Source organism: Streptomyces sp. NPDC044984, assembly GCF_040646935.1.
Taxonomy (GTDB): Bacteria; Actinomycetota; Actinomycetes; order Streptomycetales; family Streptomycetaceae; genus Streptomyces.
On the sequence record NZ_JBEZBE010000014.1, the window covers coordinates 82,722 to 96,513 of the forward strand.

A 13,792-nucleotide genomic window follows, 5' to 3' on the forward strand; every position below is an offset into this window, starting at 1 on the left:
GACCCGGACCGGCCGTGAGAAGAGCGGGCGGAACCCCGCCGTCAGGGATTCGTGAGCACGATCTTGCCGAACTGCCCCCCGGACTCCATCCGTTCGAAGCCCTCCCGCGCCCGGTCCATGGGCAGCACCTCGTCGATGACGGGCCGTACACCGGTGGCGGCGCAGAAGGAGAGCAGGTCCTCCAGCTCGTCCTTGGTGCCCATGGTCGACCCGACGACCTTGAGCTCCAGGAAGAAGATCCGGGTCAGCTCGGCGTGCGAGGGCCGGTCACCGCTGGTGGCGCCGGAGATCACCAGCGTGCCGCCGGGGCGCAGCGACTTCACCGAGTGGGACCAGGTGGCCGCCCCCACGGTCTCGATCACGGCGTCGACCCGCTGCGGCAGCCGCGCCCCGGTCTCCACCACCTCCACGGCGCCGAGTTCCAGCGCCCGCTTGCGCTTGGCCTCGTCCCGGCTGGTGGCGAAGACCCGCAGCCCAGCCGCCTTGCCGAGCACGATCGCGGCGGTGGCGACGCCACCCCCCGCCCCCTGCACCAGGACGGAGTCCCCGGGCCGCACCCCGGCGTTGGTGAACAGCATCCGGTACGCGGTCAGCCAGGCGGTCGGCAGGCAGGCGGCCTCCTCGAAGGAGAGTTCCTTCGGCTTGGGCAGGACGTTCCAGGTGGGCACGGCGACCTGCTCGGCGAACGTGCCCTGGTAGCGCTCGGTCAGGATGGACCGGGGCTCGCGGGGGCCCACCCCGTGGCCACTCTGTCCGATCACCGAGTGCAGGACGACCTCGTTGCCGTCCTCGTCGACGCCGGAGGCGTCACAGCCGAGGATCATCGGCAGCTTGTCCTCCGCGAGGCCCACGCCCCGCAGGGACCAGAGGTCGTGGTGGTTGAGGGAGGCGGCCTTGACCGTGACGGTGCTCCAGCCGGGCCGGGACTCGGGAGCGGGACGCTCTCCCAGCTCCAGACCGGCGAGCGGCTGGTCGCGGTCGATTCGGGCGGCGTAGACGGCGAACATGACCTTGACGATAGGTTCCCCGCCCCGCCGAAGGAACCAGGCCCGACTGTGAGACACGCCCTCTTGCCACCCGGCGGGACCCGCCACCCGGGCGGCCCAAGGCCCCGGAAAGAAAATCGGCCCCGCCCCCACCGGGGGACGGGGCCGACCGGCGATCCGCGCGTCTCAGCGGCGGGCGACGCCCTCCGCCCGGGCGGCCGCGGCCACCGCCGCCGTCACCGCGGGGGCGACCCGCTCGTCGAACGGGGACGGGATGACGTAGTCGGCGGCGAGGTCGTCACCGACCACCGAGGCCAGCGCCTCGGCGGCGGCCAGCTTCATCCCCTCGGTGATCCGGGAGGCCCGCACCTGCAGCGCGCCCGCGAAGATGCCGGGGAACGCCAGCACGTTGTTGATCTGGTTCGGGAAGTCCGACCGCCCGGTGGCCACGACCGCCGCGTACTTGTGCGCGACCTCCGGGTGCACCTCGGGGTCGGGGTTGGCCATGGCGAAGACGAACGCGCCCTCGGCCATCGACGCCACCGCGGCCTCCGCCACCGTGCCGCCGGAGACCCCGATGAAGACGTCGGCACCGGCCAGCGCCGACTCCAGCGATCCGGAGAGGCCGGCCTTGTTGGTGAACGACGCCAGCTCCGCCTTGATCGGCGTGAGGTCCTCGCGGTCCCGCGACACGACGCCCTTGCGGTCGGCCACGGCGACATCACCGACACCGGCCTCGATCAGCATCTTGGCGATGGCGACACCCGCGGCGCCCGCGCCCGAGATCACGGCGCGCAGATCACCGAGGGCGCGTCCGCTCAGCCGCGCGGCGTTCCGCAGCGCCGCCAGCGTCACGACCGCCGTGCCGTGCTGGTCGTCGTGGAAGACCGGGATGTCCAGCCGCTCCTGCAGCCGCTTCTCGATCTCGAAGCAGCGGGGCGCGGAGATGTCCTCCAGGTTCACCCCGCCGAAGGACGGGGCGAGCCGGACCACGGTCTCGACGATCTCGTCCACGTCGGTGCAGTTCAGGGCGATCGGGACCGCGTCCACGCCGCCGAACTGCTTGAAGAGGATGGCCTTGCCCTCCATCACCGGGAGGGAGGCCTCGGGCCCGATGTCACCGAGCCCCAGCACGGCCGTGCCGTCCGTCACGACGGCGACGACCTGCGACTTCCACGTGTAGTCGTGGACGAGTTCCGGCTGCTCGGCGATCGCGCTGCACACCTTCGCGACGCCGGGCGTGTACGCCAGGGACAGATCGTCCTTGTCGCGGATCGGCACGGTGGCCTGCACGGCCATCTTGCCGCCGCGGTGCAGCGCGAACGCCGGGTCGAAGGAGTCGAGGGGCTCGGCCCCGTCGCCCTGCTCCGCACGACCGTTCCGGCTTTCGCTGTCGCTGCGAGGATTGACAATCTCCGCTGCCACTTGGTTTTACCCCTTAAATATTCATGGTTTGAGGGTTGCCACTCCTGGTGAGGGGTGGGCGGGACCGCGCAAGGCCCGGAGGGTTGATGCGTACGGGCCGAACACGACGGGCGCGCCGCACACGCGCCCTGAGCCCCGGATGAGGGGTGTAAAGAACCTTCTTACCGGACGGACGCCACCGGCGACGAGTCCATAACGCGAAGGTCACATACCACCGCCCCGCATTGTCACCCGATACAAGGACAAGGTCGGCGTCAACCACCGGCAAGCCCACAATCGGAACAAAAACCACGGCGAACGAGTCCACATCCTGGAATGAGCCGAAGATCTTCCGGCTGGAGCGAAGGATTTCCGCAGACTGTCCGGTCGGATGTCCTGGAGTGATGCGGTTCGGGTGTCGCCCGTTATCTGATTTTGACATCGCGGGCCCCCTGAATGGCTCAGACCGAATGGCAAGATGCCGTAATCGCACGAGGTCGCGACACTCGAAGACGTGTGTTCTCGTCGACCTGCGGCGCTGCCGATACCCGTCGGCAGTGGCCCACCCATCGGCATCTCCACCCATCCGCCGGAGGAACCCACCATGACCGCAAGCACCACCCGTCGTACCACCGCCGCGAGGTCCCGGACAGCAGCGGTCGGCGCGATCGCGGTCGCAGGCGCACTGCTTCTCACCGGTTGCGGTGACCAGACGGACGAGGGCAACGACGTCGGCACCTCCGAGACGTCCGCCGCCCCCCTCGCCGACAAGCTCCCGGACGACATCCGCAAGGCGGGCGTCATCAAGGTGGGCTCGGACATCGCGTACGCCCCGGTCGAGTTCAAGGACGGTTCCGGCAACACCGTCGGCATCGACCCCGACCTCGCGGACGCCATGGGCAAGCAGCTCGGCGTCAAGTTCGAGTTCGAGAACGGCACCTTCGACACCCTGATCACCGGTCTGCGCTCCGACCGGTACGACATCGCCATGTCCGCGATGACCGACACCAAGGACCGCCAGGAGGGCGTCGACTCCGAGACCGGCAAGAAGGTCGGCGAGGGCGTCGACTTCGTCGACTACTTCACCGCGGGTGTCTCGATCTACACCAAGAAGGGCGACGACCAGGGCATCAAGACCTGGTCCGACCTGTGCGGCAAGAAGATCGTGCTCCAGCGCGGCACGGTCTCGGAGGACCTCGCCAAGGCCGAGGCGGAGAAGTGCCCCAAGGGCGAGAAGCTCACCATCGAGGCCTACGACAACGACCAGCAGGCCCAGACCCGCCTGCGCGCGGGCGGTGCCGACGCCGGCTCCTCCGACTTCCCGGTCGCCGCGTACGCCGTGAAGACCTCGGGCGGCGGCAACGACTTCCAGCTGGTCGGCGAGCAGGTCGAGGCCGCCCCGTACGGCATCGCGGTCGCCAAGGAGGACACGCAGCTGCGGGACGCCCTCAAGGCCGCGCTGGACGAGATCATCAAGAACGGCGAGTACCAGAAGGTCCTGGACAAGTGGGGCGTCGCGGAGGGCGCCGTGAAGGAAGCCACCATCAACGGCGGCAAGTGACCGCGGCCGAGCGGCACTGAAAGGCAACACCCGTGACTGACATCGACAAGACGACGGGCCCGGCCGGCACACCCCCGGCCGGTCCGGAGGCCATCAGGGCCATCCCGGTCCGGCACTACGGGCGGTACGTCTCCGCCGTCATCGCCCTCGTCCTGCTCGGCGGGATCGTCTACGCGTTCTCCCAGGGCAGGATCAACTGGGACGCGATCCCCGAGTACTTCCTCGACGACCGCGTCCTCGACGGCGTCGGCAAGACGCTGCTGATCACCGTGCTGGCCATGGCGATCGGCATCTTCGGCGGCATCCTGCTGGCCGTGATGCGCCTGTCGAAGAACCCGGTGACCTCGACGATCGCGTGGTTCTACATCTGGTTCTTCCGCGGCACCCCGGTCCTGGTGCAGCTGGTGGTCTGGTTCAACCTGGGCCTGGTCTTCGAGTACATCAACCTGGGACCGGTCTACAAGGACGAGTGGTCGCAGTTCATGACCCCGCTCCTGACGGTGCTGCTGGGTCTCGGCCTCAACGAGGCCGCGTACATGGCCGAGATCTGCCGGGCCGGTCTGCTCTCGGTCGACGAGGGCCAGACCGAGGCGTCGCACGCGCTGGGCATGAGCCACGCGAAGACGCTGCGCCGGATCGTCATCCCGCAGGCGATGCGCGTGATCGTGCCGCCGACGGGCAACGAGGTCATCAACATGCTGAAGACGACCTCGCTGGTCTCGGTCGTCCAGTACTCCGAACTGTTCCGGGTCGCGCAGGACATCGGCCAGAGCTCCGGTGCCCCGGCCGAGATGCTGTTCCTCGCCGCGGCCTGGTACCTGCTGCTGACCTCGGTCTTCAGCGTCGGCCAGTACTACCTGGAGCGCTACTACGCCAAGGGCTCCACGCGCCAGCTGCCGCCGACGCCGTGGCAGAAGGTCAGGGCGAACATGCTCTCCCTCGGCCGCCCGAAGGGAGGCATGGCATGAGCGAGCGGAAGCTCGGCAGGACGGACACGCCCGTGAAGGGTTCCGTCGTCCCCATGGTCAAGGCGGAGGGCGTGCACAAGTCCTTCGGCCACGTCGAGGTCCTCAAGGGCATCGATCTGGAGGTGAAGACCGGCGAGGTGTTCTGCCTCATCGGCCCCTCCGGCTCCGGCAAGTCCACCTTCCTCAGGTGTATCAACCACCTCGAGAAGATCAACGCCGGACGTCTGTACGTCGACGGGGAGCTGGTCGGCTACCGCCAGAAGGGCGACAAGCTGTACGAGCTCAAGGACAGCGAGGTCGCCCTGAAGCGCCGGGACATCGGCATGGTCTTCCAGCGCTTCAACCTGTTCCCGCACATGACGGCCGTCGAGAACGTCATGGAGGCGCCGGTCCAGGTCAAGGGCGTGAGCAGGGGGCAGGCCCGGGAGCGCGCGATGCAGCTCCTGGAGCGCGTGGGCCTCGGCGACAAGACCGGGAACTACCCCGCGCAGCTCTCCGGCGGCCAGCAGCAGCGCGTGGCGATCGCGCGGGCGCTCGCCATGGATCCCAAGCTGATGCTCTTCGACGAGCCGACCTCGGCGCTCGACCCGGAGCTGGTCGGTGACGTCCTCGACGTCATGCGCGACCTCGCCGAGTCCGGCATGACGATGGTCGTCGTCACCCACGAGATGGGCTTCGCCCGCGAGGTGGGCGACAGCCTGGTCTTCATGGACGGCGGTGTGGTGGTCGAGTCGGGCAATCCGCGCGACGTCCTGACCGACCCGCAGCACGAGCGCACGAGGGCGTTCCTGTCCAAGGTGCTCTGAGCGGACACGCGAAGGGGCGGTACGCCGGTGCGTACCGCCCCTTCGCGTTCCCCTCCGGCTACTTCAGCGCCAGCAGCAGGGTGTCCGACGGCGAGCACCACACCGGCCGCGCCTCCCCGAACCCCTTCTCGCGCAGCACGCGCGCGTGCCAGGCGGCCGACGGCATGTCGCCTTCGGCGTGCTCGCCGTAGATCTCGAACCGGCGGGCCGTCGGCCCGGCGAGGACCGGGTCCTCGGCGGCGAGCCGCCACCACTGGGTCCAGTCGAGGGCGCCCTCCGCCTTGGCCTGATCCATGCGGGCGTGGCGCAGGGCGCGCTCGGCCGCGTTGATCCGGGGCGTGGTGTCGTCGATCATGTGGTCCGCGTTCATGAAGACACCGCCGTCGCGGACGAGCCCCGCGACGTGCCCGTAGAGGTCCGCGAGAGGTTCCCGGTGCAGCCAGTGGAGGGCGGTCGCGGTCAGTACGGCGTCGTAGGAGTCGTGGGGCAGCTTCGCCGGCCACTCGGGGTCCTTGAGGTCGGCCGTCACGAAGGAGACCCGCTCGTCCCCCGCGAACGTGCCCTCCGCGATGGCGAGCAGCGCCGGGTCCAGGTCGACGCCGGTGCTCGTGGCGTCCGGGAACCGGTCGAGCAGCCGGGCGGTGATGCTGCCCGTGCCGCAGGCGAGGTCGAGCACGCGCGGTGCGGTGCCGACGAGGGCCTCCACCATGTCGAGCATGACCCGGAAGCGTTCCTCGCGGTCCGGCATGTACCACTCCTGCTGCCGGTCCCAGCTCTCCTGCCAGGCCCGCCAGTCGGCGGTGGCCGTGGTGGTGTCCGCGTCCGTCATCGAGCGCCTCCCTCACGTACGTCCCGTAATACCCTGGATGCGGAATCGTCTGTTACCCGACCGCGCTCCCGACGATAGATCCCCTGCGTAAGGACTACAAGTGGAACTGGCCTATTACTCGGATTACGCCGTGCGCCTCGTCAACACGGAGGAACCGGCCCGGGGCAAGGACACGCTCACCTCCGTCGAGGCCGTCCGCGATCTGTTCGGCGGGAACCAGTCGGCCGCCCGGCGCGCCGCCGACGCCGATGTGACGCGGTTCCGCTCGGTCCGGGCCAGGCTCCGCTCGGTCTTCGAGGCGGCGGACGGCGGCGACGAGACCCTCGCCGTCGACCTGCTGAACTCACTGCTGCTGGAGTTCCCGGTCAGCCCGCAGATCTCCGGCCACGACTTCCGCGACGACGACGGCCGCCCGCTGTGGCACATGCACCTGGCCGACCACCCGTCCAACGCCACCGCCGGCTACGCCGCCATCGCCGCGATGGGCCTGGCCTTCCACCTCACCGAGTACGGCGTGGACCGCCTCGGCCTGTGCGAGGCGCCGCCCTGCCGCAACGCCTACCTGGACACCTCCACCAACCGCTCCCGCCGCTACTGCTCCGACCGCTGCGCCACCCGCGCCAACGTGGCCGCCTACCGCGCCCGCAAGCGCCTGGAGGCCGACCGGCCGGAGAGCACGGGCCGGGCCGACGACAGCGCCCAGCCCACCACGGCCAGCGGCGAACGCCGCTCGGAGCCGCGCGGCCGGTAACGGAACCGGACCCGGCCGAGCACCAGTTCGTCGGGCACCACCCCGTAGTCGGTGCTGTCGCCGCCCGCGAACGCGTTGTCCCCGAGCACCCACCAGCCGCCCTCCCGCCGCTCGGCGGCCCGCTTGACGACGAGCAGGTCCTGCTGGAACGGATGCCGCAGCACGATCACGTCCCCGCGTTTGACCCGGGCGCCGTAGTGCACCAGGAGCCGGTCCCCGTGGTGCAGCGTGGGCACCATGGACGGCCCGGTCACCTCGGCCACCCCGAAGGGCAGCGGCGCCCTCGCCCGCTCGGCGTCCTGCGACAGCTCCGGCATCACCCGGCACCTCCCCGGTTCGTCCTCCACCAGTCCCAGTCTCACCCCGGACTTTTGTCCTAAGCCCGCGGGGGCACCCGCGAAAAGCCGTCCGCCACGGAGTAATGTCCAGTGTGAGAAGACGATCACGAGGAAGGAAACGCTCCATGCTTTCCCGCCTGTTTGCCCCCAAGGTCAAGGTCAGCGCCCACTGCGACCTGCCCTGCGGCGTGTACGACCCGGCCCAGGCCCGCATCGAGGCGGAGTCGGTGAAGGCCGTCCAGGAGAAGATGGCCGGCAACGACGACCCGCACTTCCAGGCCCGTGCCACGGTCATCAAGGAGCAGCGCGCCGAGCTGGCGAAGCACCACGTCTCCGTGCTGTGGAGCGACTACTTCAAGCCCCCGCACTTCGAGAAGTACCCGGAGCTGCACCAGCTGGTCAACGACACCCTGAAGGCCCTCTCGGCCGCCAAGGCGTCGACGGACCCGGCGACCGGCCAGAAGGCCCTGGACTACATCGCCCAGATCGACAAGATCTTCTGGGAGACCAAGAAGGCCTGACCTTCGGTCATGCCTTTTGACCTGCGATTTCCTTGGTTGCAGTGTCTCCGAGTCCGCACCCGGTCCGCAGGCCGCCGAGCACGGCGTCCATGACGGCCCGGGTGCGGTCCTCTTCGCCCGGCCACAGGTGGGTGCGGATCCGCCGGACCGCTACCCCTGCGACGGCGCGGTTCGGCGGCGGTAGTAGGCGATCCCGAGAGCGATGGTGACGGGTCCCCATGCGGCGACGGGGGTGAGGCACACCGTCGCGAGCGCCTGCCAGGCGTCGTTGGTGTATCCGGCGTTGTCGGCGATGCCGTACAGGGTGAGCTTGCGACCGTCGCCGATCGGGACATTGGTGAACAGCAGGGTGAGGATCAGGCCGCCGAGGACGGCGGGGACGGCGGCCGCCATCGGCCGGACGCGTCTGCCGCCGATGACCGGGATCCAGGTGGGTGCCACCTCTCCCCAGCCCCGGACCAGCCCGATGGTCAGGATCGCGATCACTTCCGATAACACGCTGAGCCCGAGGACGTACGGGATGCTCACCCAGTAGGGCGGCATGTCGAGATCCTGCACCTGCCCCATCTCGAAGTGCAGGGCGAAGGGCAGCCGCCACAGGCACGACGGCAGCAGGAGCAGCGGAAGCGCGTAGGCCAGGCCCACGGCCCAGCGGGGAACGGGTCGCTCGGTGTCGCTGACGGGCGGGGGCGTGTGCAGGATCTCCAGCTTCATGGCCTCATCCTCGTGAAGCGGGCACAGCCGGGGATCACCCCTACGGGCCGAACCACTACCCCGCGCGAAGGACGCCGTACCGGGCGGCGTACCCCTCGGGGAGGACGCTCGCCGTGTCGGGCTCAAGGTGCTTCGTGAGCGGACGCAGGGGGCGCTGGGCGGCCCGTTGTCCGACCTGCTTCCTATGCTTCGCCGTATGCCGAACGAACTCACGTCACGTCATGGCGTCGACGAGCCGGCCTCCTGGCCGGCCTCCGAGACGGTGGTCCACCACTCCGTCGCCGCTCCGAGTGAAGCGGACGCCCGCTCGGTGGCCTCGGCACTGACGCGACGTGGACACCGGTGGGTGACCGTGCGCCCGGTGTACCTTCCGCATCTGGACCCCGGGAACCTCCTGTTCGGCAAGCCCGAGTTCTCCCGGCCCGAACTGGAGGGCTGGTGGAGCGTCGACAGCCTGGTGGACGAGGAAGCTCCCGACCGGGCCTCGGAGTTCCACCAGCACGACTGCGAGAGGGCGGCTGTCGAAGCCGTCGGCAGGGCGCACGGCGGTTTCCGGAACGGCGGATCCCAGGCCAACCGGAAGACCATGCTGTCCGGATTCGACCGCCGGGGGCTGGTCCACGAACTCGACCAGAAGCACGCCCACCGCATGCGGCGCGACGTGATCTCGGGCTTCCCGCCACCGGTGGAAGAACCGGATCCGGCCACGCCGCTTCGGTGCGCCACCGCCGGACGTCCCTTTCCGCCCGTGCTCGAGTGCGTGCGGCAAGTCGCCCGTGACCAGGAAGCCCAGCAGGGGGAGCTGCCCGACGGAACCGCCTGGTGGCTCACCGCCGAGGCCGACGGCTTCTCCGGCGATCGCGAAGTCGTCTTCGAACTGGCCGACTCGGTCATGCACCAGGGCACCTGCTACCCGCACACCGCCGAGGAGATTCCCCTGCTGGCCGGTCTCGCACGCCACGAGGGCATCCACCCCGCGCATCGAGCCGTCCTCACCACGTTCCTGTTCGAGGCGGCCACCATCGGGCAGCGCCTGGCTGCTTCCGGAGCCGACCGCAGGGTCGCCCTGGGCCTTCCGCTGGAGGAGACGGTGGACGAACTCGCCGCCCGCCGTGCGGTCGAAGCCGCGGCGCCGCACCTTCTGGACCGCTGGGACGGCGAGGACGAAGCCGTACGGTTCACCCTCGCAGCCCTCGCGGCGGCGACCCGGCACAGCGCCTCGGGTACACGCATCCGGCGCCTGGCCGAGCGCCGGCCCACGGGGCCCCGGACGGATGCTCTGCGTCTTGCGGCCGTCCTGGCCGAAGCCGACGACGCGGAGGTGGCCGCCGTTCTCCGCGGCGTCGTCGAGAGCGGTGCCGTTCCTCCCCGGAGGGTCCCGAGCCCTCTCGCGCCCCCACGCGGCGCGGCGCTCAACCTGCTCAAACCCCTGGTCGAGCGGGAGATGCCTCCTCTGTTGTCCCAGGCGGCAGCGCTGCCGGCTCCGCCCTGATCCGCCTTTCCGTGACGGCGCTCCGCGCACCGTCGCGGGGCGTGGGATGCTGGGCGGATGGAGCTGGAGGATCTGGTGCGGCTGCGGCGGGCCCGGGACCGGATGGACCGGGAGTACGCCGAGCCGCTCGACGTCACGGAGCTGGCGCGGACCGCGCTGATGTCACCCGGGCACTTCCAGCGCAGCTTCCGCGCGGCGTACGGGCAGACGCCGTACTCCTACCTCATGACCCGGCGCATCGAGCGTGCCAAGGCGTTGCTGCGGCGGGGCGACCTCACGGTGACGGAGGTGTGCCTGGCGGTCGGCTGCACCTCGCTCGGGTCGTTCAGCGCGCGGTTCACCGAGCTGGTCGGGGAGACGCCGAGCGCGTACCGGGCCCGGTCGCACGAGGAGAGCGCGGTCATCCCGCCGTGCGTGGCGCGGATGTACACCCGGCCGGTCCGGGGCCGGGCGCGGGTCGATCCGAGCGAAACCTCTTAGCGTGGGCACATGGACACAGGAAACGATGTACGGCTCGCCCAGTGCTTCATCGCCGTCGACGACCACGACAAGGCGCTGGCCTTCTACCGTGACGTGCTGGGGCTCGAGGTCCGCAACGACGTGGGGTTCGAGGGGATGCGCTGGGTGACGGTCGCCTCGCCGGAGCAGCCGGACGTGGAGATCGTGCTGGAGCCGCCCGCCGCGAACCCGGACGCCTCCCCCGGTGACAGGCAGGCGATGGCCGAGCTGCTGGCCAAGGGCATGCTGCGCGGGGTCAACTTCACCACCACCGACTGCGACGCCCTCTTCGAGCGCGTCCGCGCCGCCGGTGTGGACGTGCTCCAGGAGCCGGTGGACCAGCCGTACGGGGTGCGTGACTGCGCGTTCCGCGACCCGGCGGGGAACATGCTGCGCTTCATGGAACGGCCCCGGCGGTGAGCGTCCGCTGGACGTACGCCTTCATCGACCGGCCCGCGTCCGGGGCCGGCCGGGCCGGTGGGTTCTGGACGGCCGTCACCGGGACCCGGCTGTCCGAACCGAGCGGCGACAGCGGGGAGTTCGTGACCCTGTCGGCGGACGGTGCCGACGCCTGCGTGGGGATGCAGAGGGTCGTCTCGGGCCGGGGCGGCGCTCATCTCGACTTCTCCGTGGACGACCTGCCCGGGTTCGTCGCGGACGCGCTGCGGCTGGGCGCGGAGGCGGTCGGCGAGCACGAGGGGTGGGCCGTACTGCGGTCGCCCGCGGGGCAGTTGTTCTGCGCGGTGCCCTGGCGCGGGGAGTCGGTACGGCCGCCCGTAGTCCACGGCAGCCGTCTGGACCAGGTGTGCCTCGATCTCCCGCCGTCCGGCTACGACGCGGACGTCGCCTTCTGGAGCGGGCTGTTGCCCGGCTGGGACGCGGTGCCCGGTTCACGCCCCGAGTTCCATGTGATCAGGCCGCCGGCCGGGCTGCCCGTACGCATCCTGCTCCAGCGGCTGGAGGAGGAACGGCCGGCTGCCGCACATCTGGACCTCGCCTGCGCCGACATCGGTGCGACCCGGGTGCGGCACGAGGAGCTCGGCGCCGTGTGCGTGGCCGTGTTCGGCCACTGGACGGTGATGCGGGATCCGGCGGGCGGTACGTACTGTCTGACCGGCCGGGACCCGGAGACGGGCGGACTCGCCCGCCGGCCGGACTAGTCGGTGGTGAGGAGGCAGGCGGTGACCACCGCGCCGTCCTCGACGCCGGGCGGCGGCTCGGGGACGGGGCACCTCGTCTCCCAGCCCTCCGGGAGGCCGGGGGCCGGGTCGGTCCCCGTCCTCTCCCAGCCTGCCGGGGGCGGCGGTTCGGCCGTGTCCCGCAACCACAGGGTCAGTCCGCCCCCGACGATCACGACGACCGTCCAGATGCCCACGCCCCACCGCCACACCGCGCCCATGCCGCAACGCTAGCGCCGGGTGTGAGCCTGGCGCACGGTGTCCTTCCGTACCGGTCCCGCCTCGGTGTCACCGGGGCGTTCGGCTCGTCCGGTCTCCCCGGCCTCGTGGGATTCCTCGCATCTCGGGTTGCGGCACGGGCCGCGCACCCACACCGGGACCCACGCGCCCAGCGTCTTGTGGCGCCGGACCACCGTCTCCACCGGCTGCCCGCAGGCGGGACAGACGGGTCGTTCGCTGTCCATGCCCCCAGGGTAGGCCCGGAGCGGGTTCAGCGCTTCCTGCTGTACGTCCGCACCAGCACGCCGTTGCCGAACGAGCGCACCGACTCCAGCGCGAACTGCGTGATCGCGAAGCCGGAGCCGAACATCGGCATGCCGGAGCCCTGCACGATGGGGTACGTCTTGATGACCAGCTCGTCGATCTCGTCGACCAGTGCGCCGGCGAGCTCGGCCCCGCCGCACAGGTAGATGCCGAGCTCGCCGTCCTCCGCCTTCAGCGCGCGCACCCGGCCGACCAGGTCGTCCGCGATGATCTCGACGTTGGGGTCGGGCGACTCCCCCAGCGTGCGGGAGGCGACGTATTCGCGCAGGTGGGCGTAGGGGCTGGTGATGCCCTCCTTCAGGGCGATGTCGTAGCTGCCCCGGCCCTGGACGATCGTGTCGAACCGCTTGTTCGGCAGGTCGTCGATGTTCATCTGCCGGCGGCCGGGGGTCGAGATGGTCTCCGGGTACTCCGCCACGAGGAAGCCGAGGAACTCCTCGTCGACGAAGGCGTACATCGCCGACGCGTCACCCTCCGGGTCCCCGATGAAGCCGTCGATGGAGCAGGCGATGTAGTACGTGAGCTTGCGCAAAGCGGCCTCTTTCCGTGGACTGCCCTCTTTCGAACAACTCCATTTGTAGTACTTCAGTTGTAGTGGTGCAAGGGAATAAGCGGAACCCGGGGCAAGTGAGGAGAGGGATTCCGTATGTGTCGGCGCCGCGCCCGGGCGACCGCCCGCTATCCCGGGGGGCGGCCGCGGCTCGCCGCCGTACGGCGGACCATGCGGGTGTGCCGTACGGCGATCATGAGGAGCAGGCCCACGACCAGCGCGGGAACCGTGACGACCACGACGGGGGCGACGACCGCCGTCACTGCCGCGACCGGGCCGGCGACGACCAGCGCGGCGACCGTCCCGCGGGGGTGACGGGCGGTGGGCGGCGGCTCGTACGGCAACCGCGCCCACTGCCGGGCCGCCTCCCGCCGCTCACCGGCGCGCCGCACGGCGGTGCCGGTCCACAGAACGGCCGCGGCCGTGCCGCCCGCGGCCGCCACGACGGCCGGCACCCACCACGCGGCGGCCAGGAGCAGCACCGGAGCGACCGTCGCGAGCGTGCCCCAGCCGGTCAGGCAGGCGATCGCCGCCGTACGGCGGGACAGCGGCCGGTCGGCTCCGGCGCGCAGGTCGGCGAGGGCCGGCAGGTACCAGACGCAGCCGGCGGCCGTCGCCGCCGCGCACCCCAGGGCCAGTACGGGCTGCGGCAC

At 70.7% G+C, this 13,792-nt stretch carries 18 protein-coding genes and 1 pseudogene; 9 read left to right on the forward strand and 10 right to left on the reverse strand.

Annotated elements, in window-relative coordinates:
* Nucleotides 1–41: 41 nt before the first annotated feature.
* The gene (locus tag AB0A94_RS17340; RefSeq protein ID WP_361745125.1) at nt 42–1,007 is read right to left on the reverse strand and encodes a zinc-binding dehydrogenase; all 966 of its coding nucleotides are present in this window, start codon (nt 1,005–1,007) and stop codon (nt 42–44) included.
* 165 nt (nt 1,008–1,172) lie between these two features.
* A complete protein-coding gene (locus tag AB0A94_RS17345) occupies nt 1,173–2,411 on the reverse strand; it encodes an NADP-dependent malic enzyme (protein ID WP_361745127.1) in 1,239 nt (412 codons plus the stop codon).
* 583 nt (nt 2,412–2,994) lie between these two features.
* Here AB0A94_RS17345 and AB0A94_RS17350 point away from each other — a divergent pair.
* The 3 genes from AB0A94_RS17350 to AB0A94_RS17360 are packed head-to-tail and all read left to right on the forward strand — an operon-like array spanning nt 2,995 to nt 5,725.
* The gene (locus AB0A94_RS17350; RefSeq protein ID WP_361745129.1) at nt 2,995–3,951 is read left to right on the forward strand and encodes an ABC transporter substrate-binding protein; all 957 of its coding nucleotides are present in this window, start codon (nt 2,995–2,997) and stop codon (nt 3,949–3,951) included.
* Between the two features lie 32 nt (nt 3,952–3,983).
* Nucleotides 3,984–4,919 (forward strand): amino acid ABC transporter permease, encoded by a 936-nt coding sequence (locus AB0A94_RS17355; RefSeq protein ID WP_361745131.1) that lies wholly within the window; start codon nt 3,984–3,986, stop codon nt 4,917–4,919.
* Nucleotides 4,916–5,725 (forward strand): amino acid ABC transporter ATP-binding protein, encoded by an 810-nt coding sequence (locus tag AB0A94_RS17360; protein WP_361745133.1) that lies wholly within the window; start codon nt 4,916–4,918, stop codon nt 5,723–5,725. The genes AB0A94_RS17355 and AB0A94_RS17360 overlap by 4 nt, the downstream gene beginning before the upstream one ends.
* Before the next feature lie 58 nt (nt 5,726–5,783).
* On the opposite strand, the gene AB0A94_RS17365 is transcribed toward AB0A94_RS17360, so the two are convergent.
* The gene (locus tag AB0A94_RS17365) at nt 5,784–6,554 is read right to left on the reverse strand and encodes a class I SAM-dependent methyltransferase (protein WP_361745135.1); all 771 of its coding nucleotides are present in this window, start codon (nt 6,552–6,554) and stop codon (nt 5,784–5,786) included.
* 100 nt (nt 6,555–6,654) lie between these two features.
* Here AB0A94_RS17365 and AB0A94_RS17370 point away from each other — a divergent pair, with 100 nt between their 5' ends.
* Nucleotides 6,655–7,305, forward strand: coding sequence for a CGNR zinc finger domain-containing protein (locus AB0A94_RS17370; RefSeq protein ID WP_361745137.1), 651 nt, complete (start codon nt 6,655–6,657; stop codon nt 7,303–7,305).
* Here AB0A94_RS17370 and sodX read toward each other — a convergent pair.
* Nucleotides 7,188–7,622: a nickel-type superoxide dismutase maturation protease gene (gene sodX, locus AB0A94_RS17375; RefSeq protein ID WP_217129586.1), complete on the reverse strand. Its 435-nt coding sequence runs from the start codon at nt 7,620–7,622 to the stop codon at nt 7,188–7,190. The genes AB0A94_RS17370 and sodX overlap by 118 nt on opposite strands.
* A gap of 146 nt (nt 7,623–7,768) precedes the next feature.
* On the opposite strand from sodX, the gene sodN reads away from it, so the two are divergent.
* A complete protein-coding gene (gene sodN, locus AB0A94_RS17380) occupies nt 7,769–8,164 on the forward strand; it encodes a superoxide dismutase, Ni (RefSeq protein ID WP_004983535.1) in 396 nt (131 codons plus the stop codon).
* 7 nt (nt 8,165–8,171) lie between these two features.
* Here the strand turns inward: sodN and AB0A94_RS17385 are convergent.
* Together AB0A94_RS17385 and AB0A94_RS17390 are read right to left on the reverse strand one after the other, a co-directional pair.
* A pseudogene (locus AB0A94_RS17385) lies at nt 8,172–8,306 on the reverse strand (site-specific integrase); the annotation flags it as partial.
* A gap of 8 nt (nt 8,307–8,314) precedes the next feature.
* Nucleotides 8,315–8,878 (reverse strand): hypothetical protein, encoded by a 564-nt coding sequence (locus AB0A94_RS17390; RefSeq protein WP_361745139.1) that lies wholly within the window; start codon nt 8,876–8,878, stop codon nt 8,315–8,317.
* Nucleotides 8,879–9,074: 196 nt separating this feature from the next.
* Between AB0A94_RS17390 and AB0A94_RS17395 the strand changes: the two genes are divergently transcribed.
* From AB0A94_RS17395 to AB0A94_RS17410, 4 genes are read left to right on the forward strand one after another with little or no spacing between them, the layout of a single operon-like run.
* Nucleotides 9,075–10,370, forward strand: a complete 1,296-nt coding sequence (locus AB0A94_RS17395; RefSeq protein WP_361745141.1) for a hypothetical protein — start codon at nt 9,075–9,077, stop codon at nt 10,368–10,370.
* Between the two features lie 57 nt (nt 10,371–10,427).
* A complete protein-coding gene (locus AB0A94_RS17400; protein ID WP_361745143.1) occupies nt 10,428–10,850 on the forward strand; it encodes a helix-turn-helix transcriptional regulator in 423 nt (140 codons plus the stop codon).
* A 9-nt stretch (nt 10,851–10,859) separates the two neighbouring features.
* Nucleotides 10,860–11,288: a VOC family protein gene (locus AB0A94_RS17405; protein WP_361745145.1), complete on the forward strand. Its 429-nt coding sequence runs from the start codon at nt 10,860–10,862 to the stop codon at nt 11,286–11,288.
* Nucleotides 11,285–12,028 carry a VOC family protein gene (locus AB0A94_RS17410; protein ID WP_361745147.1) on the forward strand — a complete coding sequence of 248 codons (744 nt, stop codon included), beginning with the start codon at nt 11,285–11,287 and terminating at the stop codon, nt 12,026–12,028. The genes AB0A94_RS17405 and AB0A94_RS17410 overlap by 4 nt, the downstream gene beginning before the upstream one ends.
* Here AB0A94_RS17410 and AB0A94_RS17415 read toward each other — a convergent pair.
* The 4 genes from AB0A94_RS17415 to AB0A94_RS17430 form a co-directional block, all read right to left on the reverse strand.
* The gene (locus tag AB0A94_RS17415) at nt 12,025–12,267 is read right to left on the reverse strand and encodes a hypothetical protein (RefSeq protein WP_361745149.1); all 243 of its coding nucleotides are present in this window, start codon (nt 12,265–12,267) and stop codon (nt 12,025–12,027) included. The genes AB0A94_RS17410 and AB0A94_RS17415 overlap by 4 nt on opposite strands.
* Nucleotides 12,268–12,276: 9 nt before the next feature.
* A complete protein-coding gene (locus AB0A94_RS17420; RefSeq protein ID WP_361745151.1) occupies nt 12,277–12,510 on the reverse strand; it encodes a hypothetical protein in 234 nt (77 codons plus the stop codon).
* Between the two features lie 26 nt (nt 12,511–12,536).
* Entirely contained in the window at nt 12,537–13,121 is a 585-nt protein-coding gene (locus AB0A94_RS17425) for a dihydrofolate reductase family protein (RefSeq protein ID WP_361745153.1), read from the reverse strand.
* Nucleotides 13,122–13,267: 146 nt separating this feature from the next.
* Nucleotides 13,268–13,792 carry a hypothetical protein gene (locus tag AB0A94_RS17430; protein ID WP_361745155.1) on the reverse strand — a complete coding sequence of 175 codons (525 nt, stop codon included), beginning with the start codon at nt 13,790–13,792 and terminating at the stop codon, nt 13,268–13,270.